General features: G+C 74.1%; 19 protein-coding genes. 10 read left to right on the plus strand and 9 right to left on the minus strand.

Annotated elements, in window-relative coordinates; translation table 11 throughout:
- Window positions 1–1,050: an enoyl-CoA hydratase/isomerase family protein gene (locus MTP13_RS03700; RefSeq protein ID WP_243569726.1), complete on the minus strand. Its 1,050-nt coding sequence runs from the start codon at window positions 1,048–1,050 to the stop codon at window positions 1–3.
- A 30-nt stretch (window positions 1,051–1,080) separates the two neighbouring features.
- On the opposite strand from MTP13_RS03700, the gene MTP13_RS03705 reads away from it, so the two are divergent.
- Entirely contained in the window at window positions 1,081–1,719 is a 639-nt protein-coding gene (locus MTP13_RS03705) for a LysE family translocator (RefSeq protein ID WP_243569727.1), read from the plus strand.
- Between the two features lie 18 nt (window positions 1,720–1,737).
- On the opposite strand, the gene MTP13_RS03710 is transcribed toward MTP13_RS03705, so the two are convergent.
- Window positions 1,738–2,298 (minus strand): YbhB/YbcL family Raf kinase inhibitor-like protein, encoded by a 561-nt coding sequence (locus tag MTP13_RS03710; RefSeq protein WP_243569729.1) that lies wholly within the window; start codon window positions 2,296–2,298, stop codon window positions 1,738–1,740.
- Between the two features lie 104 nt (window positions 2,299–2,402).
- Between MTP13_RS03710 and trhO the strand changes: the two genes are divergently transcribed.
- The 6 genes from trhO (at window position 2,403) to MTP13_RS03740 (ending at window position 8,135) form a co-directional block, all read left to right on the plus strand.
- Window positions 2,403–3,296, plus strand: a complete 894-nt coding sequence (gene trhO, locus MTP13_RS03715; protein WP_243569731.1) for an oxygen-dependent tRNA uridine(34) hydroxylase TrhO — start codon at window positions 2,403–2,405, stop codon at window positions 3,294–3,296.
- A 90-nt stretch (window positions 3,297–3,386) separates the two neighbouring features.
- Window positions 3,387–4,376 carry a siderophore ABC transporter substrate-binding protein gene (locus tag MTP13_RS03720; RefSeq protein WP_243569733.1) on the plus strand — a complete coding sequence of 330 codons (990 nt, stop codon included), beginning with the start codon at window positions 3,387–3,389 and terminating at the stop codon, window positions 4,374–4,376.
- Window positions 4,377–4,456: 80 nt separating this feature from the next.
- On the plus strand, window positions 4,457–5,395 hold the full coding sequence (locus MTP13_RS03725; RefSeq protein ID WP_243569735.1) for an ABC transporter permease: 939 nt from the start codon (window positions 4,457–4,459) through the stop codon (window positions 5,393–5,395).
- Window positions 5,392–6,429, plus strand: coding sequence for an iron chelate uptake ABC transporter family permease subunit (locus MTP13_RS03730; protein ID WP_243569737.1), 1,038 nt, complete (start codon window positions 5,392–5,394; stop codon window positions 6,427–6,429). Before MTP13_RS03725 ends, MTP13_RS03730 begins: the two co-directional genes overlap by 4 nt.
- On the plus strand, window positions 6,426–7,283 hold the full coding sequence (locus tag MTP13_RS03735) for an iron ABC transporter ATP-binding protein (RefSeq protein ID WP_243569739.1): 858 nt from the start codon (window positions 6,426–6,428) through the stop codon (window positions 7,281–7,283). The genes MTP13_RS03730 and MTP13_RS03735 overlap by 4 nt, the downstream gene beginning before the upstream one ends.
- Window positions 7,284–7,319: 36 nt before the next feature.
- Window positions 7,320–8,135: a siderophore-interacting protein gene (locus MTP13_RS03740; RefSeq protein ID WP_243569740.1), complete on the plus strand. Its 816-nt coding sequence runs from the start codon at window positions 7,320–7,322 to the stop codon at window positions 8,133–8,135.
- 133 nt (window positions 8,136–8,268) lie between these two features.
- Here the strand turns inward: MTP13_RS03740 and MTP13_RS03745 are convergent, their stop codons facing one another.
- On the minus strand, window positions 8,269–9,699 hold the full coding sequence (locus tag MTP13_RS03745; RefSeq protein ID WP_243569742.1) for an LssY C-terminal domain-containing protein: 1,431 nt from the start codon (window positions 9,697–9,699) through the stop codon (window positions 8,269–8,271).
- 100 nt (window positions 9,700–9,799) lie between these two features.
- Here MTP13_RS03745 and MTP13_RS03750 point away from each other — a divergent pair, with 100 nt between their 5' ends.
- The 3 genes from MTP13_RS03750 to MTP13_RS03760 all read left to right on the plus strand — a co-directional run bounded on the left by MTP13_RS03750 (window position 9,800) and on the right by MTP13_RS03760 (window position 12,459).
- A complete protein-coding gene (locus tag MTP13_RS03750) occupies window positions 9,800–10,612 on the plus strand; it encodes an isocitrate lyase/PEP mutase family protein (RefSeq protein WP_243569744.1) in 813 nt (270 codons plus the stop codon).
- Between the two features lie 120 nt (window positions 10,613–10,732).
- A complete protein-coding gene (locus tag MTP13_RS03755; RefSeq protein ID WP_243569745.1) occupies window positions 10,733–11,629 on the plus strand; it encodes an ABC transporter ATP-binding protein in 897 nt (298 codons plus the stop codon).
- A gap of 5 nt (window positions 11,630–11,634) precedes the next feature.
- A complete protein-coding gene (locus tag MTP13_RS03760; protein WP_243569746.1) occupies window positions 11,635–12,459 on the plus strand; it encodes an ABC transporter permease in 825 nt (274 codons plus the stop codon).
- Window positions 12,460–12,531: 72 nt separating this feature from the next.
- Here MTP13_RS03760 and MTP13_RS03765 read toward each other — a convergent pair whose 3' ends face one another.
- The 6 genes from MTP13_RS03765 to MTP13_RS03790 are packed head-to-tail and all read right to left on the minus strand — an operon-like array spanning window position 12,532 to window position 20,413.
- On the minus strand, window positions 12,532–13,191 hold the full coding sequence (locus MTP13_RS03765; protein ID WP_243569747.1) for a hypothetical protein: 660 nt from the start codon (window positions 13,189–13,191) through the stop codon (window positions 12,532–12,534).
- On the minus strand, window positions 13,188–14,024 hold the full coding sequence (locus MTP13_RS03770) for a PP2C family protein-serine/threonine phosphatase (RefSeq protein ID WP_243569748.1): 837 nt from the start codon (window positions 14,022–14,024) through the stop codon (window positions 13,188–13,190). Before MTP13_RS03770 ends, MTP13_RS03765 begins: the two co-directional genes overlap by 4 nt.
- Window positions 14,021–15,520: a DUF5684 domain-containing protein gene (locus MTP13_RS03775; protein WP_243569749.1), complete on the minus strand. Its 1,500-nt coding sequence runs from the start codon at window positions 15,518–15,520 to the stop codon at window positions 14,021–14,023. The genes MTP13_RS03770 and MTP13_RS03775 overlap by 4 nt, the downstream gene beginning before the upstream one ends.
- The gene (locus MTP13_RS03780) at window positions 15,517–18,066 is read right to left on the minus strand and encodes a transglutaminase-like domain-containing protein (RefSeq protein WP_243569750.1); all 2,550 of its coding nucleotides are present in this window, start codon (window positions 18,064–18,066) and stop codon (window positions 15,517–15,519) included. Before MTP13_RS03780 ends, MTP13_RS03775 begins: the two co-directional genes overlap by 4 nt.
- Window positions 18,063–19,451 (minus strand): DUF58 domain-containing protein, encoded by a 1,389-nt coding sequence (locus MTP13_RS03785; protein ID WP_243569751.1) that lies wholly within the window; start codon window positions 19,449–19,451, stop codon window positions 18,063–18,065. The genes MTP13_RS03780 and MTP13_RS03785 overlap by 4 nt, the downstream gene beginning before the upstream one ends.
- A complete protein-coding gene (locus tag MTP13_RS03790; protein ID WP_243569752.1) occupies window positions 19,448–20,413 on the minus strand; it encodes an AAA family ATPase in 966 nt (321 codons plus the stop codon). The genes MTP13_RS03785 and MTP13_RS03790 overlap by 4 nt, the downstream gene beginning before the upstream one ends.
- Window positions 20,414–20,456 lie beyond the last annotated feature (43 nt).

Raw genomic sequence — 20,456 nt, forward strand, 5'->3', positions numbered from 1 at the left:
CTAGGCGAAGACGCCGCCGCCCGGCACCGGGGTCTCCAGCACGCGGCCCGGCAGGTCGAGCGGCACGTCGCGGATCTCGGGCGGGTTCCAGCGCGGGGAGCGGTCCTTGTCGATGACCCGGGCGCGGATGCCCTCGTGCAGATCGGGCTGGTCGAGGAACCAGCTGACCGCGCGGAACTCCTGCTCCAGCACGTCCTCGAGCGCGGGCAGCGTGCGCGCCCGGCGGATCGAGGCGAGCGTCACGGCGAGCGCCGTCGGCGACAGGGTCTCGAGCTCGTCGGCGGCGGCCGCGGCATCCTCGTGCCCGTGCTCGCGCAGCCGGCGCACGATCTCGGCGACCGTCGGCGCCGAGAAGCACGCGTCGACCCAGTCGCGCGCGAGCGCGAGCTTCGAGGGCTCCGGCGTCTCGTCGAAGAGCATGACGATCTCGGCGGGGCTGCCGGGGTCGGCGCGCTCGGCGAGCGCCTGCACGAGGTGGGAGAGGCGTTCCGAGGGCACGTACGCGTCGGCGAAGCCGGCGTAGAGGGCGTCGGCGGCGTCCATGGTGCGGGCGTTCAGGCCGAGGTGCACGCCGAGCTCGCCGGGCGCCTTCGCGAGCAGCAGGCTGCCGCCGACGTCGGGGGTGAAGCCGATGCGGGTCTCGGGCATCGCGATGCGGGAGCGCTCGGTGACGATGCGGATCGCGGCGTGCCCGGCGAGGCCGATGCCGCCGCCCATCGTGATGCCGTCCATGATGGCGACGACCGGCTTCGGGTAGCGGGCGATCGCAGCATCCAGCCGGTACTCCGTGCGGAAGAAGGCGCGCGCCTCCTCGTGCGCGTCGCTCGTCGCGTAGCCGTAGAGCTCGCGGATGTCGCCGCCGGCGCAGAAGCCGCGCTCCCCCGCGCCGTCGAGGACGACCAGGCCGACCTCGGTGTCGCGCCGCCACGCCTCGAGCACGCCCGAGAGCTCGCGCACCATCTCGTAGGAGAGGGCGTTGATGGCCTCGGGCCGGTCGAGCGTCAGATGGCCGACGCCGTCGGCGACCGTGGCGGAGATGTGGGGGCTCACACCGCCACGCTAGCGGAGTAGCATCCTCGCATGGTCCCCGCCGCCAACCTCTGGGCCTTCGTGGCCGCCTCGGTCGTGCTCATCGTCGTGCCCGGCCCGAGCGTGCTGTTCGTCATCGGCCGCTCGCTCGCGCTCGGCCGGGTCGGCGGGCTGCTGAGCGTCGTCGGCAACGCGCTCGGCATGATCCCGCTCGTCGCGGCCGTCGCGCTCGGGGTCGGCGTCGTCGTGGCGCAGTCGGTCGTGCTGTTCACGATCGTGAAGATCGTCGGCGCGCTCTACCTCGCCTACCTCGGTGTGCAGGCCATCCGGCACCGGAGGGATGCCTCGGCGGCGATCGCCGGCCGGGTGGCGCGGCGTTCGCCGTGGCGGCTGCTCGGCGAGGGGTTCCTCGTGGGGGTGACGAACCCGAAGACGATCGCGTTCTTCGTGGCGGTGCTGCCGCAGTTCGTCGACTTCGGCGCGGGCGCGATCCCGCTGCAGCTCGCGACGCTCGGCGTCGTGTTCGTGGTGCTCGCGCTCGCGTGCGACTCGGTGTGGGCGCTCGCGGCGGGCTCGGCCCGCGACTGGTTCGCCCGCTCGCCGAAGCGGGCGGAGCATCTCGCCTCCACCGGCGGTGTCATGATGATCGGCCTCGGCGGCGTGCTCGCGCTGAGCGGCGCGAAGCACTAGTCGACCGGCCCGCCGCGATCAGCCCGCGTCGGCGGGGTTGACGTCGGTGCCGATCAGCAGGCCTCGGGCCAGCCCGTGGAAGAAGCAGTTGAAGCCGAGCACGGCGGGCGTCGTGACGGCCGGGTCGAGGTCGAGGTGCGCCACGTCGAGCGCGTGCACGGCGAAGAAGTAGCGGTGCACGCCGCTGCCCGCGGGCGGCCCGGATCCCCGGTACCGCGGCTCGCGGTTCTCGTTCTGCAGCACGAGCGCCCCCTCGGGCAGCGCGCCCGTGGCGAGCGCGTCGGGCGCCCCGGCCCCAGCGGCGAGGCTCGTGACCGAGGCGGGGATGTTCGCGACCGCCCAGTGCCACCAGCCGGAGCCCGTCGGGGCGTCGGCGTCGAAGCAGGTCACGGTGAAACTCTTCGTCTCGGCCGGGAAGCCCGACCAGCTGAGCTGCGGCGACACGTCCCCGCCGCCGCGGCCGGCCCCGCGCTGCGCCTCGGCGAGCGGCTGCCCCGGCGCGAGGTCGTCGCTCGTCAGGGCGAAGGAGCCCATCGGCCGCAGCTTCTGCAGCTGCTCGTACGGGTCGAAATCGAACATCTCTGTCCTTCCGTCGTTCGCCGGGCCATCCGTCGATCCACGCGGAGGACCCGGCATCCGGTCCTCCGCCCAGCCTACGTCGCGGCCCCACGTAGGATTTCGGGGTGGCCGTCGCCAAGATCCTGCTGTACTACGTGTTCACGCCCATCGCCGACCCCGAGGCGATCCGCCTCTGGCAGCGCGACCTCGCGGAGTCGCTCGGGCTGCGCGGCCGGCTGCTGATCTCGGGCGACGGGCTGAACGGCACGCTCGGCGGCGAGCTCGGCGCGCTGAAGCGCTACGTGCGCAAGACCCGCGAGTACGCGCCGTTCCGCGGCATCGATTTCAAGTGGAGCGAGGGCACCGGCCTCGACGAGGCGGGCGGCAGCCTCGACTTCCCGAAGCTCAGTGTGCGGGTGCGCGAGGAGATCGTCTCCTTCGGCGCCCCGGGCGAGCTCGTCGTCGACGCGGCGGGTGTGGTCGGCGGCGGGACCCGGCTCGATCCGGAGGCGCTGCACGAGCTCGTCGCCGAGCGCGGCGACGAGGTGGTCTTCTTCGACGGCCGCAACGCGCTCGAGGCAGAGATCGGCCGCTTCCGCGGGGCGGTCGTGCCGGACACGGAGACCACGCGGGACTTCGTCGAGCTGCTCGACCGCGGCGACTTCGACCATCTGAAGGGCCGCCCGGTCGTCACCTACTGCACGGGCGGCATCCGCTGCGAGGTGCTGTCGGGGCTCATGGCGAGTCGCGGCTTCGGCGAGGTGTACCAGCTCGAGGGCGGCATCGTCCGCTACGGCGAGCGCTTCGGCGACGACGGGCTGTGGCAGGGGTCGCTCTACGTCTTCGACGGGCGCGGTTCGGTGGACTTCAGCGATCACGCCGAGGTGATCGGTCGCTGCGCGGGCTGCGGCGTCGCGACGAAGCGCACGGCGAACTGCCCGGATGCCTCGTGCCGGCAGCAGTCCGTGGTGTGCGAGGGGTGCACAGCGGTCCCCTGCGGGGCGCACGCCGGGGTTTGAAATTCGCTTCTGATTAAGGTTAGCCTCACCTTAGTCGACGCGACGAGGGGTCGGCATTCCTTGCACACTCCTACGAACGGGGACTTCAGCATGCCCAGACGTCAGTCGATCTTCGCCGCAGCCGGGGCGCTCGCCGCGGCGAGCCTCCTCCTCGCCGGCTGCGCGAGCGGCACGGCCGAGGCCGAACCGAGCACCGCCGCCGCCACCTCGGTCACGGTCGAGGACAACCACGGCGAGGTCGAGGTCCCGGTGAACCCGAAGCGCGTCGTCGCCCTCGACAACCACGTCTTCGAGACCCTCTCGGCCTGGGACATCCCGCTCGCCGCCGCGCCCAAGGGCGTCATGGGCACCGACATCTGGCCCGAGTACACCGGCGACGAGGCGGTGCTCGACGTGGGCGCCCACTTCGAGCCGAACCTCGAGTCGATCGTCGCGGCGCAGCCCGACCTCGTCATCGGCGGCTACCGCTTCGCCGAGTCCTACGACCAGATCGTGAGCCAGAACCCCGACGCCGCCGTCATCGAGATCGCGCCGCGCGAGGGCGAGGATCCCGCCGCCGAGCTCGTGCGCCAGGTCGAGATCCTCGGCCAGATCTTCGACCGCGAGGACGAGGCGGCGAAGATCGTCGCCGACTTCGAGCAGTCCGTCGCCGACGCCAAGCAGGCATACGACGGCAGTTCGACGGTCGTCAGCCTGATGACCTCGGGCGGCGAGATCTCCTACATCGCCCCGGTCACCGGCCGTGGCCTCGGCATGCTCTACCCCGCGCTCGGGCTGAAGCCCGGCATCGAGCAGGCCGCCGACGACACCTCGCACGGCGACGACATCAGCGTCGAGGCGATCGCGGCCGCGAACCCCGACTGGATCGTCGTGATCGACCGCGAGGGCGCCATGACCGACGCCGAGGGCTACGTGCCCGCCAAGCAGCTCATCGAGGGCTCGGAGGCGCTCGCCAACGTGACCGCCGTGAAGAGCGGGCAGGTCGTCTACGTCGACCCGGCGTTCTACCTCCGCGAGGACATCCAGACCTACACCGGGGTCTACGAGCAGCTCGCGAAGGCGTTCGGGGCGGCATCCTGAGCCTCGACACGTCACACGCTCGGGCGGCAGACCCCGCCGCCCGGCCGGAGGCGCGCGCCGTTCGCGGCGCGCGCCTCCGCGTGCTCGCCCTGCCCGCCGCGATCGCGCTCGCGATCGCGCTGCTCGCCGCCTCCCTGTTCGTCGGCGTCTACGACGTCGTCGGCGCGGAGGGCGGCGGCGAGATGTTCTGGATCACCCGCGTCCCCCGCACGATCGCGCTCGTACTCTCGGGCTGCGCGATGGCGGTCAGCGGCCTCGTGATGCAGATGCTCACGCAGAACCGGTTCGTCGACGCCACCACCTCCGGCACCACCGAGTGGGCCGCGCTCGGCCTGCTCGTCACCCTCCTCGTCGTGCCGACCGCCCCGCTGCCCGTGCAGATGCTCGTCGCCTCCCTCGCGGCCTTCGCCGGCACCCTCGTCTTCCTCGCGGTGCTCCGCCGCATCGCGCTCCGCTCGACCCTCGTGGTGCCGCTCATCGGCATCATGCTCGGCGCCGTCGTGAGCGCCGTCACCACCTACCTCGCCGCGACGAACAACGCGCTGCAGCTGCTCGGCACCTGGTTCATGGGCAGCTTCACGAGCGTCGTCCGCGGCCGCTACGAGGTGCTCTGGGCCGTCGCGGTCGTCACGATCCTCGTCTTCGTCGTCGCCGACCGGCTCACGGTCGCCGGGCTCGGTCGCGACGTCGCGACCACCGTCGGCGTGCGGTACGAGGCCGTCGTGCTGCTCGGCACGAGCCTCGTCGCCGTCGCGACGGGCGTGACCGTCGTCGTGGTCGGATTCCTGCCGTTCCTGGGGCTCGTCGTGCCGAACATCGTCTCTCTCGTGCGCGGCGACGACCTCCGCTCGAACCTGCCCTGGGTCTGCGTCGGCGGCGTCGCGCTCGTGACCGCCTGCGACCTCGTCGGGCGCACCGTGCGGATGCCGTTCGAGGTGCCCGTGTCGATGGTGCTCGGCATCGTCGGCAGTGCGGTGTTCATCGCGCTGCTCCTCCGGCAGCGGGCGGTGCGCTCGTGAGCGCCGAGGCATCCGCCCCGACCGTCGGCGCCGAGGCATCCGTCCGCCCCACCGCCGTGTCCACGCCGCGCGGGCGGCGCGTCCCCCTCGCCGCGATCATCGCCGGAGCGGCCGCCGCGCTCTTCGCCGTGGGGCTGCTCGTCTGGGGGAACCCGGTGCCGGCCGACCAGCCCGGCTTCTGGGTGATCGTGCAGAGCCGCTCGGTCGCCGTCGCGACGATCGCGCTCGTCGCCGCCGCCCAGGCCCTCGCGACCGTGCTCTTCCACACGGCGACCGGGAACCGCATCCTGACGCCGTCGATCCTCGGCTTCGATGCGCTCTACACCCTGATGCAGACGGCCCTCGTCTTCGCGTTCGGGATGGCCGCGACGCAGGTCGAGGGCGTCGGCAAGATCGTCGCGCAGAGCGCGCTCATGGTGCTCTTCGCGACGCTGCTCTACGGCTGGCTCTTCTCCGGCAGACGGGCGAACCTGCACGTGCTGCTGCTCGTCGGCGTCGTGCTCGGGGTCGGCTTCGGCTCGGTCTCGACCTTCCTGCAGCGCATGCTCACGCCGAGCGAGTTCGACGTGCTCTCCGCGCGGCTGTACGGCAGCATCGGCCGCGGCAACCCCGAGGTGCTGCCGTGGGCCGCCCTCGTCGTCGCGGCCATCGCGGTGTGGGCGTGGCGGCGACGCGCGGCGCTCGACGTGATCGCGCTCGGCCGGGATGCCGCGACGAGCCTCGGCCTGCGCTACCGGCGCGAGATCGTGGTGCTCCTCGTCGTCGTCGCCGTGCTCGTCTCCGTGTCGACGACGATGGTCGGGCCGATGACGTTCTTCGGCTTCCTGGTGGCGATCATGAGCTACCAGTTCGTCTCCTCGGACCGGCACGGCCAGGTGCTGCCCGTCGCCGTGCTGCTCGGGCTCGCGACCCTGCTCGGCGCGTACTTCGTCATGCAGCACGTCTTCGCCGCCGCGGGTCTCGTCAGCATCGTCATCGAGTTCGTCGGCGGGCTCGCGTTCCTCATCGTCATCCTCAGGAAGGGGCTGCGTTGATCACCATCGAAGCGGTCGACAAGCACTACCGCGCGACCCGCGCGCTCGGACCCGTCGACCTCGAGATCGCCTCGGGCGGGCTCACCGCGCTCGTCGGCCCGAACGGCGCCGGCAAGTCGACCCTGCTCACGATCGTCGGGCGGCTGCTCGACCCCGACAGCGGCCGGGTGCGGGTCGGCGGCCTCGACGTCGTGACGGCGAAGCCGCGCGAGCTCGCGAAGGTCGTCTCGATCCTGAAGCAGGAGAACCACTTCGTCGCCCGGCTCACGGTGCGCCAGCTCGTGTCCTTCGGCCGCTTCCCGCACTCCCAGGGGCGACTGACCGCGGCCGACCGCGAGGCGGTGGACCGGGCCCTCGCCTTCCTCGACCTGGAGGGCTTCGAGGAGCGCTTCCTCGACGAGCTCTCCGGCGGGCAGCGCCAGCGCGCCTTCGTCGCGATGGTGCTCGCGCAGGACACCGAGGTGGTGCTCCTCGACGAGCCGCTCGCGGCGCTCGACATGCGGCACGCGGCCGCGATGATGCAGCGACTGCGCGACGCCGCCGACGAGCTCGGCAAGACGATCGTGCTCGTCGTGCACGACGTGAACTTCGCCTCCGCCTACGCCGACCGGATCATCGCCCTCGCCGAGGGGCGGATCGTCGCCTCGGGCACGCCGGAGGAGATCATGCGGCCCCAAGTGCTCTCCGCCGTGTTCGACACCCCCGTCGACGTCGTGCAGCACGGCGGACACCGCCTCGCCGTCTACTACCGCCCCGCCCCCACAACTCAGGAACATGTGGCGGTTATGCCGGACGACGATTTCGGGATGCCCCGGAATCACGCGCCTGCCGAGGCATCCGTTCCTGAGTTCTGAGACGCTGAACCGACCGGCCCACCGAAAGGACCCGCAATGCCCTTCACCCTCGACCGCGTGCCCCGCGAGCTCGTCTTCCGCCCCGTCACGCTGACCGCCCGCGAGCGCCTGGCCCCGCACTACCTGCGCCTGCGGCTCGAGGGCGAGGCGCTGCGCGGCTTCGACTCGCTCGGCAGCGACGACCACATCCGGCTGTTCTTCCCGGGCGAGCGACCGGCCGACGGCACCGGTGACGGCACCAGCGACGCGGCCGTCGACCTCGCGGCGCTCCGCGAGTCGCCGAGCCGCGAGTACACCCCGCTCGCCTGGGACGCCGAGGCCGGCGTGCTCGACGTCGAGTTCGTCGTGCACGGCGAGCACGGCATCGCCGGGCGCTGGGCCGACCGCGCCCCGATCGGCTCCGTGATCGGCGTCGGCGGGCCGCGCGGCTCGATGGTGATCACGGGCGAGCCCGACGGTTGGCTGCTCGCGGGCGACGAGACGGCGCTGCCGGCGATCCGCCGCTTCCTCGCCCGGCTCTCCCGCGAAGGCGACGCGACCCCGCGCGGGATCGTGCTCGTCGAGGTGCCCGACGCCGCGCACCGCCCCGCGTTCGAGGCGCCCGCGGGCACCGAGCTGCGCTGGGTGCCGCGCGACGGGCGCCTGCAGGGCGAGGCGCTCGTCGCCGCCCTCGACGCGCTCGGCGTCGAAGACCGGCCCGCCGGCGAGGTGTTCGCCTTCGTCGCGGCCGAGCACGCCGTCGTGAAGCCCGGGCGCGCGCTCGTGCTCGACCGCTGGGGGCTCTCCCCCGAGCAGGTCGTCGTGAAGGGCTACTGGCGCCGCGACGAGGCCGAGTACCACGCGCCGCACTGAGCCGCCCTCCGTCGCCGTCCGCCCCTCCGTCCCGCCGTCACACAACTCAGGAACGCCCCTCGCGCGATCCGCGTCGCGCCGCGGAATCCGAGAATCCTCGGCCGGCATAACCGCCAGATGTTCCTGAGTTGTGTCAGGGCTCGGCGCGGGTCGGGGCGCGGCGGCGGGCGTAGGCGCGGGCCGAACGGCTCGAGAGGGCGAGCAGCACCAGGATGTCGACGGCGAGCGTCAGCAGGGTCGTGCGGATCGTGATCTCGGCGTCGCCGCCGAAGTAGTCGACCGCCGACACGAGCGTGCTGAGGATCGCGACGACCATCACGGTGATCCGCGCCCAGTTGCTGCCGCGGAACACGAGCCACGCGAACACCAGCTCGGCGAGCAGCACGATCACGCCGACGACGACGATGGTCCAGAGCACGAACGCCGACACCTCGCCCTCCGAGACGCCGTCGGCCACGAGGTCGAGCTCGCGCACGACCGTCGGCCACTGCACGTACAGGCCGATCAACCAGATCACGCCGAGCAGCACGCGGACGACGATGAGCAGCGCCCCGAGCGAGGTCGCCACCGGTCGGCGCTGCACGCGGGCGAGGGCGGCCCGCTCCGCATCCCGATCGGCGAGGCGGGCGAGCGGTTCGAACGCCGCGCGCTTCGCCGTCGCGAGGTGCTCCGCGGGCGCGAGCTGCGCTGCACGCGCCGGGGCGCGGGATCCGGATGTCGCGGCGCCCGCCGCCTCCGCCGCGCCGACCGCGGAGCCCAGCGCGAGCACCGGCAGGTCGCCGTCGGTCGTGATGGTGTCGCCGCCGCCGTTGCGCGAGTGGTAGCCGGTCGAGAAGTCCCGGATCACGTCGACCGCGGCAGGCACGCCCGACTCGACGACACTGCGCACGATGTGGTCCCGCTCGACGTCGGTGTCGGCGTCGATCTTGTGCGTGATCTGCAGGGTGAACAGCGAGAAGCCGACGGCCCGGTCGAAGGTGCCGGCGGCGAGCCAGTCGACGCGGCGACCGCCCGGGAGGAGCCATCCCTCCGGCGTCCGCCAGAAGCGCACGTGGTGCCGCTTGGCCGGATTGCCCTCGACCTCCTGCTGGTAGGCGAAGTCCTGCATCTGCCCGAAGAGGAAGAGCGGACTCACCGGCGCCTCGTCGTAGCTGCGGCGGGTGATGGTCGAGAGGATGATCCGCCAGCTGGATGCCGCGTCGACGTCATCGGCGCGTGTCCATCCCGCCCGGCGCATCGCCTCGTGCACGGCGGCCTCCTCGCCGAGGAGCGCGAGGTTCACGGGGTCGCCGAGCAGGCCGTCGCTCGTGCGCGCGCGGCCGATGAAGTAGTCGGGCACGTAGATCGTCGTGAGGATGCGATGCAGGCGGGGCAGCACGAGGTACGCGAGCAGCAGCCAGAAGGCGACGAAGAAGAGGATGCCGAACCAGCCGAAGCCGAAGGACTCGCCGAGCACGAGCCAGGCGAGCCAGATCGCCGCGATGCCGGCGTAGACGAAGACCGCGCCGTCGAGCAACGCGTTGACGGAGAGCCGCCTGCCCCCGGTCGCCGTCGTCGCCCCCATGCGGTCATGCTAGCGATCGCACGCCCGCGCCCGCGCTCCCGCGCGTCCGCCGAGGGCCCGCGCGGCCTGATCCGTCACCGGCCCCGGCTACCCTCGCCTCATGACCTCCACCCCGCACGACCACGCCGCCCACCTCGCCGAGCTCACCGTCGCCCGCGCAGAGCGCCTGCGGGAACTGCACGCGGCGCCCGAACTGCTGCAGGTGGTGAACGTCTGGGACGTGGTGAGCGCCCGCGTCGTCGCCGCACTGCCCGGCACCACCGCGCTCGCCACCGCGAGCCACTCCATCGCGGCCACCTTCGGCTACCCCGACGGCGAGCGCATCCCGGTCGAGCTCATGCTCGACATGGCCGGCCGCATCGCCCGGGCGGTGGAGGTGCCGGTGAGCGCCGACCTCGAGGCCGGCTACGGCGCCCCGGGCGAGACGATCCGTCGGGCGATCGGCGAGGGCATCGTCGGTGCGAACCTCGAGGACGAGCTGAAGCCCCTCGCCGATTCGGTCGCCGCGGTCCGGGCCGCGGTGGCGGCTGCCGAGGCGGAGGGCGTGCCGTTCGCGCTGAACGCCCGCACCGACGCGTGGCTTCGCGGCCACGAGCGTCCGCGCGAGGTGTGGCTGACCGACGCGATCGAGCGCGGCCGGGCCTACCTCGACGAGGGGGCGACGTGCGTCTTCGTGCCCGGCGCCCTCGACGAGACCGACCTCGCCGAGCTCGTCGACGCGCTCGGCGAGCGCCGGCTGAGCGTCATCGGCCTGCCGGGGGTGCCGGCGCCCGCGCGCCTCGCCGAGCTCGGCGTCGCGCGGATCTCCTACGGCCCGTACACGCAGCGAGTGGCGCTCGGCGCGCTCGAGGATGCCGCGGCGGAGCTGTACGCCGGCGGCGTGCTGCCGTCCGACCTCCGCCCACTGAACTAGCGCGGCGGGCGCGCAGGGCGGCCGCCCTTCTCCCCCGCGCGACGGATGCCTCGAACGGCATCCGTCGCTAGGGTGATGGCAGGCGGCAGCGTCCGCCGGCACGCCACGTGAGGAGAGCGCATGACAGGCGGCATCCCCATCGAGGTCTCGGGACTCGGCAAGCGGTTCGGCCAGGTCGCCGCGGTCGATGATCTGAGCTTCACCGTGCGCCCGGGCGTCGTGACGGGCTTCCTCGGCCCGAACGGCGCGGGCAAGACGACCACCCTGCGCATGCTGCTCGGCCTCGTTCGTGCCGATTCCGGCACCGCGACCTTCGGCGGCACGCCGTACGCGAAGCTCGAGCGCCCGCTCGAGACCGTGGGAGCCGCGCTCGACGCCAGCTTCCACCCCGGCCGTACCGGGCGCGACCACCTGCGCGTCTACGCGACCGCCGCGGGACTCCCCCGCCAACGGATCGACGCCGTGCTCGAGCAGGTCGGCATGAGCGAGTACGCCGGCCGACGTGTCGGCGGCTACTCCCTCGGCATGCGCCAGCGCCTCTCGCTCGCGACCGCCCTGCTCGGCGATCCGGGCGTGCTGGTGCTCGACGAGCCGATCAACGGTCTCGACCCCGAGGGCATCCGCTGGATCCGCGGCTTCCTGCAGCAGCTCGCCGCCGACGGCCGCACGGTGCTGATCAGCTCGCACCTGCTGAGCGAGGTGCAGCAGTCGGTCGACGAGGTCGTCATCATCGCGCGCGGCAAGCTCATGCGCACCGGCACGCTCGCGAGCCTGGAGCTCGACCGCGCGCCGCGCACCATCGTCGACTCGCCCGACCGGCCGGCGCTCGCGGCCGCGCTCGGGGCAGCGGGCCTGGCCTACGCCGAGGGCCGCAACGGCTTCATCGTCGACGAGCCGGAACCGGGTCGGGTCGGGCACGCCGCGTTCGTCGGCGGGGTGGAGCTCTCGGAGCTGCACCGCATGAAGTCCGAGCTCGAGGACGCCTTCCTCGCGCTCGTCGGCGAGGGTGAGGGGTGAACGGCATGCGCGTCCTGGCATCCGAGTTCCTGAAGGTCACGACCACGCGCATGTGGTGGCTGCTCGCCATCATCATGTTCGCCTACCTCGCATTCATCGCAGGGGGCCTGGCGGCGCTCTTCGGCTTCACCATCGCGAACCCCGACGCCGCCGCAGCGACCGGCGCGTCGGCGCCGTCGCTCGGCGACATGCCGCTGGCGCCGCTCGTCTACAGCTTCGCGACCTCGATGGGCTACGTCTTCGCGGTGATCATCGGCGTGCTCGCGGTGACCGGCGAGTTCCGGCACCGCACGCTGACGGCGACGTTCCTCGCGACGCCGCAGCGCACCACGGTGCTCGGGGCGAAGCTCCTCGCGCAGCTGCCGATCGGCGCCGGGTTCGGTGTGATCGCGTTCCTCGCCTCGGTCGGGGCGGGGGCGGCGATGCTCGCCGTCTTCGGGCTCGACACGATGCTCGACCAGAGCGACACCTGGGCGATGATCGGCCGCGGCATCCTGGCGATGGCGCTGTGGGCCGCGATCGGCGCGGCGCTCGGCTCGGTCGTGCCGAACCAGGTCGCGGCGATCGTCATCGTGCTCGCCTTCACCCAGTTCGTCGAGCCGCTGCTGCGCCTCGCGACCTCCTTCTCCGACGCGACCGCCGCCATCGGCAAGTTCCTGCCCGGCTCGGCGAGCGATTCCCTCGTCGGCGCCTCGTTCTACGCGCTGGCGACGCCGGGCGGCGCCGGGGAGATGCTCGTGTGGTGGCAGGGCGGCCTCGTGCTGCTCGGCATCGCCGTCGTGCTCGCCGTGATCGGCGGGGCCACGAGCTGGCGCCGCGACGTGTCCTGACCACGGCAGGATGCCGCGCCGGGCGTCGTCCTGAGCGGCGCCTGCACCGAGGCTCGCGAGCCGCGGCGCGCGTCAGCCGAAGAGCGACCGCCAGAGGATCGAACCGACGGCGATGAGGCCGGCGAGCCCGAGCGCCCCGGCGACCACGACGGCGACGAGCGCCCCGACGGCCGAGCGTCGGCTGCGGCGGGCGACGGAGGGCAGCGGGGCGGCCGCGTCCCGGGTCGGGCCCGGGCCCTCGCCGAGTTCCGGGATCGGCATCCGCAGCGGCTCGCCGGTGCGGGCCGGATAGCGGTCGAGCACGCCGACGCCCGGACCCTGCTCGGCGGTGCGCAGCACCTCGTCCGAGACCGGCGCGGGCGCGGGCTCACGACGACGGCGACGCCGGTCCGGAGTCTTCAGCACGGGTTCCGCGGGGGTCACGACCGCTTCGGCCGCCGTGCCGGGCTCGGCGCGCTCGGCGGCCTCGGCGCGCTCGGCCGAGGCGCCGCGGTCGACGACACGGGTCTCGTCGACTTCGCCGCCGCCCGTGCGGTCGACGACGACGGTCGCCTCCTCGGGCCGGTCGGCCGTGTCGGCATCGGCCGGGTCCCAGTCCGGTTCCGGTTCGAGCGAGGCGCCGGCGAGGCGCTCGGCGGTGCGCTCGACGATGACGGTCGCGTCCTCGACCTCGTCGTGCGCGTCGACGCCGCCGAGCGGAGTCGCCTCGCTCCGTGCGCGCTCCTCGCTCACGAGGCCGCCCGACGCACCGGGATCGTCGTGTGGTCGTCGGCCTCCTCGCCGTCCGCCGCGGGGCGGATCGAGGTGGTGCCGTCGCCGAGTTCCTCGATGCCGCCGGAGATGACGTCGACGACGACGACCGTGATGTTGTCGCGGCCGCCCGCCTGTCGGGCGCGCTGCACGAGCGCCTGCGCGGCGGATTCGGGCCGACCGCTCATGGTCAGCGTCGCCCGGATGCCCTCGTCGCTCACCTCGGCGGTGAGCCCGTCGGAGCAGAGCAGCAGCCGCTCGCCGTTCACGACGGGCAGCAGCCAGCTGTCCGCGGTGCTGTCCGGGGCGCCGATCGCCCGGGTGATGACGTTGCGGCGGTCGAAGCTCGCGAGGTCCTCGCGCCTCATGGCGCCGCGGTCGATGAGCTCCTGACCGAGGGAGTGGTCGACGGTGAGCTGCTCCAGCTCCGTGCCGTGGTGCCGGTAGACGCGCGAGTCGCCGACGTTGAACACGAGCCACGCGGGCTCGCCCTCGTCCTCGATGAGCACGACGCCCGTCACCGTGCTGCCCGCGCCCCGGTCGGTCTCGGCGGCCACCTTCGCGACCTCGTCCGCGGCCGCGGTCAGCGCGTCGCGCACGGCGCCCACGGTCGCAGCGGGCCGGCCGGCCACGTGGCGACGGAACGCCTCCACGACGGCGGCGCTCGCCCGGTCGCCCGCCTCGTACCCGCCCATCCCGTCGGCGACGAGGAAGACCGGCCACTCGGCGAGGGCGGAGTCCTCGTTCGCGCGTCGGACGAGGCCGACGTCGGTGGCGACGGCGGCGGCGACGGTGACGGCGTGCGGGTCGGTCATACGGGGCCGGTCCTCTCGGCCTCGGCGCGAAGGATCCGCAGGCCCAGCGTGCCGAGCACGAGCCGTTCGGCGACCGGCGTCGGGACGCCGGGGTCGATGAGCTGCTCCTCGCCGAAGCGGTCGGGCACGAGGACGCCGTTCGTCGAACCGAGATCGACGACGGTCCACTGCTCGCCGTCGCGGCGCAGCTCGGCGTGCGTCTTCGAGAGCGTGCGGCTGGAGTCGGGCACGATGAGCCGCTGCTCGCCGTCGCCGACCTGGCGCGGGTTGCGGCCGAGCACGACGAGCGCGGCGTCGAGGGGCAGGCGGGCGCCCTCATCGGTGACGAGGATCCAGGTGATGCGCGGGCGCCGCTCGACGACGACGGTGCGGTCGATCGGGTCCTCTTCGGCCGGGGCGACCATGATGGTGGCCGCGTCGGCGATCTCGTCGTCGGCCGGCGGGCTGAAGGCCGGCTCGGCCCGGGCGGATGCCGCGAACGCGGAGGCTGCTCCCGCGAACATCGAGGCCGAGTCGGCGAAGGCGGAGGCGGACTCCACGAAGGCCGGCCCGGGCGGCATCGGCTCGATGCGGTTCGGCTCGGCGGGCGGGGCGGGCGCGGCCGGGGCGGGCGCGGCCGGGGCGGGCGCGGCCGGCGACGCGGCCGGCGCGACGGGAGCCGCCGGCGGCGCAGCGGGCGCAGCGGGCGCAGCGGGCGGCGCGAACGCCGGAGCGGCGGGCGGCGCCGCCGGAGCAGGCGGCTGCACCGGGGCGGCGGGCTGCGCGACGGGCGCGGCCGGCTGCTGCGGCGGCGGAGCCGGCGGCAGCGTGCCGCCGGCGGGCGGAGCGACGGGCGGCACGGCGAAGCTCGGCGGCACGATGGGTGCGGCGGCCGGAGCCGCGGGGGCCGGGCGGGCGGTCGCCGGCGCGGGCGCCGAGAACGGCGCGTGCGCGGGAGCCTGCCCCGATGCACCGTGTCCCGGTGCACCGGCCACGAAGGGCTCCTGCGACGGCAGGAACGCGGAGCCCTGCGGGGCGACGGGCGGGATGGCGCCTGGCTGGCCCGCCGCGAGCGGCCCCTGGGCGACGGGCGAGGGTCCGGTGTTCGTGCCGAACGGCTTCGGCAACCGCCCGCGCTCGGGATCGGGCGCGGCGCCGAGGGCCAGCATCGTCGCCCACACCGGGGGCAGCAGGATGCCGACGACCGTCGTGCCGACCCCGCGCCAGCACTGCGTCGTCACCCGGTGCACCGCGAGGATGCGGAAGTACAGCCCGACGAGCTGCACGATCGGCACGTACAGCAGGATGGCCGCCCACTTGGGCTGCCCGCCGAGGCCGAAGAGCTGCATCTCGTTGTAGACCGGCACCCACGCCGACCAGGCGGGAAGGCCGAACTTCTGGAAGACGCGGGCGAGCATCGCGGCGTACCAGACGTAGAGTCCGAGCGCGACGACGAACCAGACCAGCGTCGTCACGAGCATGACGACGGCGAACTGCTGGGAATCGGCGGGGGTCATCTGGCGGGCTCCTCCGTGAGAACACGTGCGGGTCGGATTGTACGCAGGAATGACGCGAACGACAGCATCACGCCGAGACGGCGGGGGGCGCCGTCTCGGCCGCGCAGGGCCTCGGTCTCCTGGTCGACGATGGCCCACGCGGCATCCGCGTCGGCCGGGCTCGGCGGGTCGCCGGCGAAGACGGCCCGCTCGACGAGCGCGGCGAGCGCGGCGGCGGCCGGCCGGCCGCTGGCCCGCGCGGTCGCCGAGCGGGTGCCGGCCTCGCCACTCAGGACCCCCTCGTCGACGTAGCGGTCGACGAGCTCGTCCCAGGCGCCGACGATCCGGACCTCGGGCGCGGGCTCGCGTCGGCGCGCGGCGCGGCGCCAGCGCTTCGCCGCCAGCAGCACGAGCACCGGCAGGAGCAGGCAGAGCAGGGCCGCGAGCCCGAGGCCCGTCCACTTCAGCACGGCGAAGAGCAGGGACAGGTCCGGCCCGCCCTCCTCGACGGGCGCCGCCTCCGATTCACTGGCGTCGCTCTGCGCGGGCGGCGGGTCGAGCGTGTCGGTGTCGGGGCGCTCGGGGCGGGTGGGATGCTGCGGCAGCTGCTCGCCCTCCTTGATGAAGCTCGGCGCCACCTCGTGCTGCGGCGTGACGTCCACCGTCGCCCAGTCGCCGTTCGGCGAGCGCACCTCGACCCAGGCGGCGAGCGCACCGCCCGGGCAGACCTCGGTGCAGCGCTCGACGCCGTCGACCTCCTCGGCGCCCGCGAGCCGAAAGCCGAGCACGACCCGCGACTCGAAGCCGAGGTAGCGGGCGAGCAGCGCGACGGCGGCGGCGAACTGCTCGTCGTCGCCGACGCCGGCGACGAGCTCGGCGTCGCCGGCCTGCTCCCCCGCGAGCCGTTGCTGATCCACGAGCTGCGTGAACAGGGCCTCGACCCGCGCCGTCGAGTGGCCGGAGTAGCTCGGCAGGAACGCGTAGCCGGAGCCCATCCGCTCGATCCAACCGGCCGCCGCCTCGCCGTCGCCGGCCGCGTGGCTGAGGTACCCGCGCGCCCGAAGCCGTTCCGCGAGGGTCGCGAGGCCCTCGGCGGACCGTGGCTGCGCCTGCAGCTCGGCCCAGGCGGTGAGCGCGGGATAGCGCTCCTCGTCGATGCCCGACTGCGTCGCCGGGCTGCCGAGCGTCTCGAGGCCGCGGAGCTCGTCGGCGTCCGCGACGACGCGGTAGCGGTCGCCGGCGATGAGGCCGCGCTCGGCGTCGCGCCCCGTGGCGCCCGGGAGCGGAGCGATCGTGATCGCGGTGGCGCCGTCGGCCGAGCGGTGGAAGCCGTCCTCGAGCGCGACGGCGCGGGGGCCGGAGAAGTCGGGTGCGGCCTGCAGCCCGGCGGGCGCCGGCACCCAGAGCCCGCGGTAGCCGTCGCCGACGGTCAGCTCGAACTCGGCGTCGCCCGCTCCCGCGGCGCGGGGCAGGCGGGTGAAGCGGGTGCTCGGGTCGGCGGGGTCCGCCGCGACCTGGAACACCTCGCCGTCGAACTCGTCGAGGGTCGCGATGCGCACCCGTTCGACGCCCGTCGTCTCGCCGTCGAGCTCGAGCCAGGGCTCGTCGATGCGCTCGCTCGTGAAGGCGGCTCGGTAGCCGGACAGCGGCGACGGCGCCTGCCGCACGGCGAGCTCGGGCTCGATGCGGTCGCGCAGCGCGCTGCGGTCGGCGAGCTCCGCGGCGGCGGGCGCGACGGCGGCGCCGGCGATGAGCGCGACGGCGACGAGCCCCGCGGCGACCGCACGGCGTCGCACCGCGACCCAGCCGGAGAGCCCGGCCCGCTGCACGGTGCCGGCGGTGGCCCGCTGCAGGGCGATCCGGCGTGCGGAGCGCGAGCGGAGCAGCAGCCAGCCGACCGCGGCGAGCAGTCCGCCGACGCCGACGAGGAGCTCCCTGGGCGCCGGCACCTGCACGGGGCCGAGCACGAGCGGGGCGCTCAGCGCGCTCGAGCCGAAGACGATGCCGAACGCCGTCATGCCGAAGCCGACGAGCACCGCGAGCGGCGACCAGCCGCGATCGGGCAGGACGAGCAGTCCACCGACGAGCGAGCCGAGCAGGATGACGAGCAGGAACGGCACGAGCACCGCCTGGTACTCGCCGAGCGGCAGCGCGAGGGTGAGCAGCTGCTTCCAGCCGACGATCACGCCGACGAAGCCGTCGCGGACGCCCTCGACGATGCGCAGCGGGCTGCCGAGCGCCGAGGGGATGGCCACGGGGACCACGACGAGCGCGTAGCCGACGACGGCGAACGCGGCGACGAGCAGCGCGCCGACGACGCCGCGCCAGCGCAGCAGCCGGGCGACGACCGCGAGACCGAGGCCGAGCACGAGGCCGACGGCGGCGACGACGATCATGCGCGGGGAGCCGTAGACCGGCCACGCCGCGATCGTCGCCAGCACGACGGCCACGACGACGTAGCCGAGGCCGAGCAGGCTCCGCTCGTCGAAGGGCGAGGGGCCGCGATCGAAGCGCTCGGGCCGGTCGGCGCGACGGCCGCGGGCCGGCACGGCCTCCTGCGCGCTCATCGGGCCGCTCCTCTCGCGAGCAGCTGGCCGAGGTCGGCGAGCTCGGCGATCGTGAGCACGGCGAGTTCGCGCGAGCGCCGGAGTCCGGGCTCCGCGCCCGGCTCGCAGCGCACCGCGACGATCGCGATGCCGGGCGGCAGAGCCACGGCCGCGCGGCGCAGCCGAGCGGTCGGCACGTCGGCACCGGTCACGAGGTAGGCGATCGACAGATCGGCGAAGGAGCGCGCGACGAGCGCGGCGAGCGACTCGAGGCGGATGACCCGGGCGTCGGCGCCCTCGGCGGAGCCGCCCTCGATCGCGGAGCTCGCGTCGAGCAGCACGCGCGGCGAGACGGTCGGCAGGGAGCGCATGGCCTGCACGCTGCCGCGGTCGGCGGGATCGAGCTCGGCGCTCACGCCGACGAGCACGTCGCGGCCCTCGCGGACGCCCTGCACGCCGAGCGAGGCGGCGGCGCTGACGGCGAGCTCGAACTCGTCCTCGTCGCGGTAGCCGTCGAGGTCGAGGTCGAGGAGCACGGCGATGCGGGCGTGCCGGGACTCCTCGTACTGGCGCACCATGAGGGTGCCGGTGCGGGCGGTCGCCTTCCAGTGGATGTGCCGCTGCGAGTCGCCGGGCTCGTACTCGCGGACGGCGTGGAAGGAAAGGTCGGCGTCGACCAGCTGGCTCGACGGTGCGCCCTCGAGGTCGCGGATGAGTCCGGCGCTCGAGGGCGGCAGCTGCGCGGTCACGGGGTGCACGTACACGCGCTGCACCTCGGGCCAGCTGAGCTCGCGGCGGAGGATGCGCAGCGGGTCGCCGCGCGAGACCGTCATCGGTCCGACGTCGATGACGCCGCGACGCTGCGCGGCGATGACGAGCTCCTCGTGGTGGTGCGCGCCCGCGCGCAGCAGCGGCACGTGGGCCTCGACGAGGCCCCGGCCGACGGGGAGGTCGACGACGCCGGGCAGCGCCAGCCGGCGGCCCTCGTTCACCAGGTCGAGACCGCCGCGGATCTCGGAGCCCGCGACCACCCGGTCGCGGTCGAGCTCGAGCCGCACCCGGTAGTCGTGCGCGCCGAGCAGGAACGGCACGCAGGCGAGCAGCAGCACGCCGGCGATGGCCGCGACGACCCACGCCTCCATCCAGCCGAACGCCCACCCCGCGGCGACCCCGCCCACGGTGATCGCGGCGAGCAGCACGCCCGCGGGCGACACCGTCTCGCGCACCCAGCGCACGGCTCGGCCCGCGGCATCCCCCGCGCGCCGCCAGCCGCGGCGCAGGCGCACCGCGCCGCCCGTGATGCCACCGAGACGGGTCGCCGAACGACGCGTGACGCTGGCGCCGCGCGTCGAGGTGACGGTGTCGTGGCCCGCGGGTTCGCGGAGCAGGCGTTCGGGTGCGCTCACGCCACCCCGTTCTCCCTCGGTGCGGGCACGTCGAGCAGGATCTGGTTGACGACCGCGTTCTGGGTGACCCCGTCGAACTCGGCCTCCGGCTCGAGCACGAGGCGGTGGGCGAGGGCGGCGACGGCGAGCTCGCGCACGTCGTCGGGGGTCGCGTAGCTGCGGCCCGCGGCGGCGGCCCAGGTCATCGCGAGGCGCGACAGGGCGATCGCCCCGCGCACGCTCACGCCGAGGCGCACCTCGGAGGCGCGACGGGTCGCGTCGACGAGCCGCATGATGTAGTCGGAGACGAGCGGGTTCACGTAGACGCTGCGCGAGAGCTCCGTCATCGCGACGATCGTGTCGGTGCCGACGATGGCCTCGAGCTCGCCCTTCGGTGTGCCGACGCCCTGGAGGATGCGCATCGTCGCGGCCTCGTCGGGGTAGCCGATGGAGGTCTTGATCGAGAAGCGGTCGAGCTGCGCCTCCGGCAGACGGTAGGTGCCGCCCTGCTCGATCGGGTTCTGCGTCGCGATCACGAGGAAGGGGGTGCCGACCGGGCGGGTGACGCCGTCGATCGTGACCTGCCCCTCCTCCATCACTTCGAGCAGCGCCGACTGCGTCTTCGGGCTGGCCCGGTTGATCTCGTCGGCGAGCACGATGTTCGCGAACACCGGCCCGGCGTGGAACTCGAACTCGCCGGACTTCTGGTCGAACACGGTGATGCCGGTGACGTCGCCGGGCAGCAGGTCGGGCGTGAACTGGATGCGCGAGCTCGTGCCGTGGATCGTCTGCCCGATCGCCCGCGCGAGCGCGGTCTTGCCGGTGCCCGGCGCGTCCTCGAGCAGCACGTGGCCGCCCGAGACCGCGGTCGCGAGCACGAGCTCGATCACGTGGCGCTTGCCGAGCAGCGCCTGCTCGACGTTGTCGGCGATGAGCCCGAACGTCTCGTGGAACCAGGCGGCCTGTTCCGGGGCGATGGTCATCGGTGGTCCTCTCGGCGGGGATCGGTGCTGGGGAAGGCGGGGC

This window comes from Agromyces soli, from assembly GCF_022811605.1.
GTDB classification, from domain to species: Bacteria; Actinomycetota; Actinomycetes; order Actinomycetales; family Microbacteriaceae; genus Agromyces; species Agromyces soli.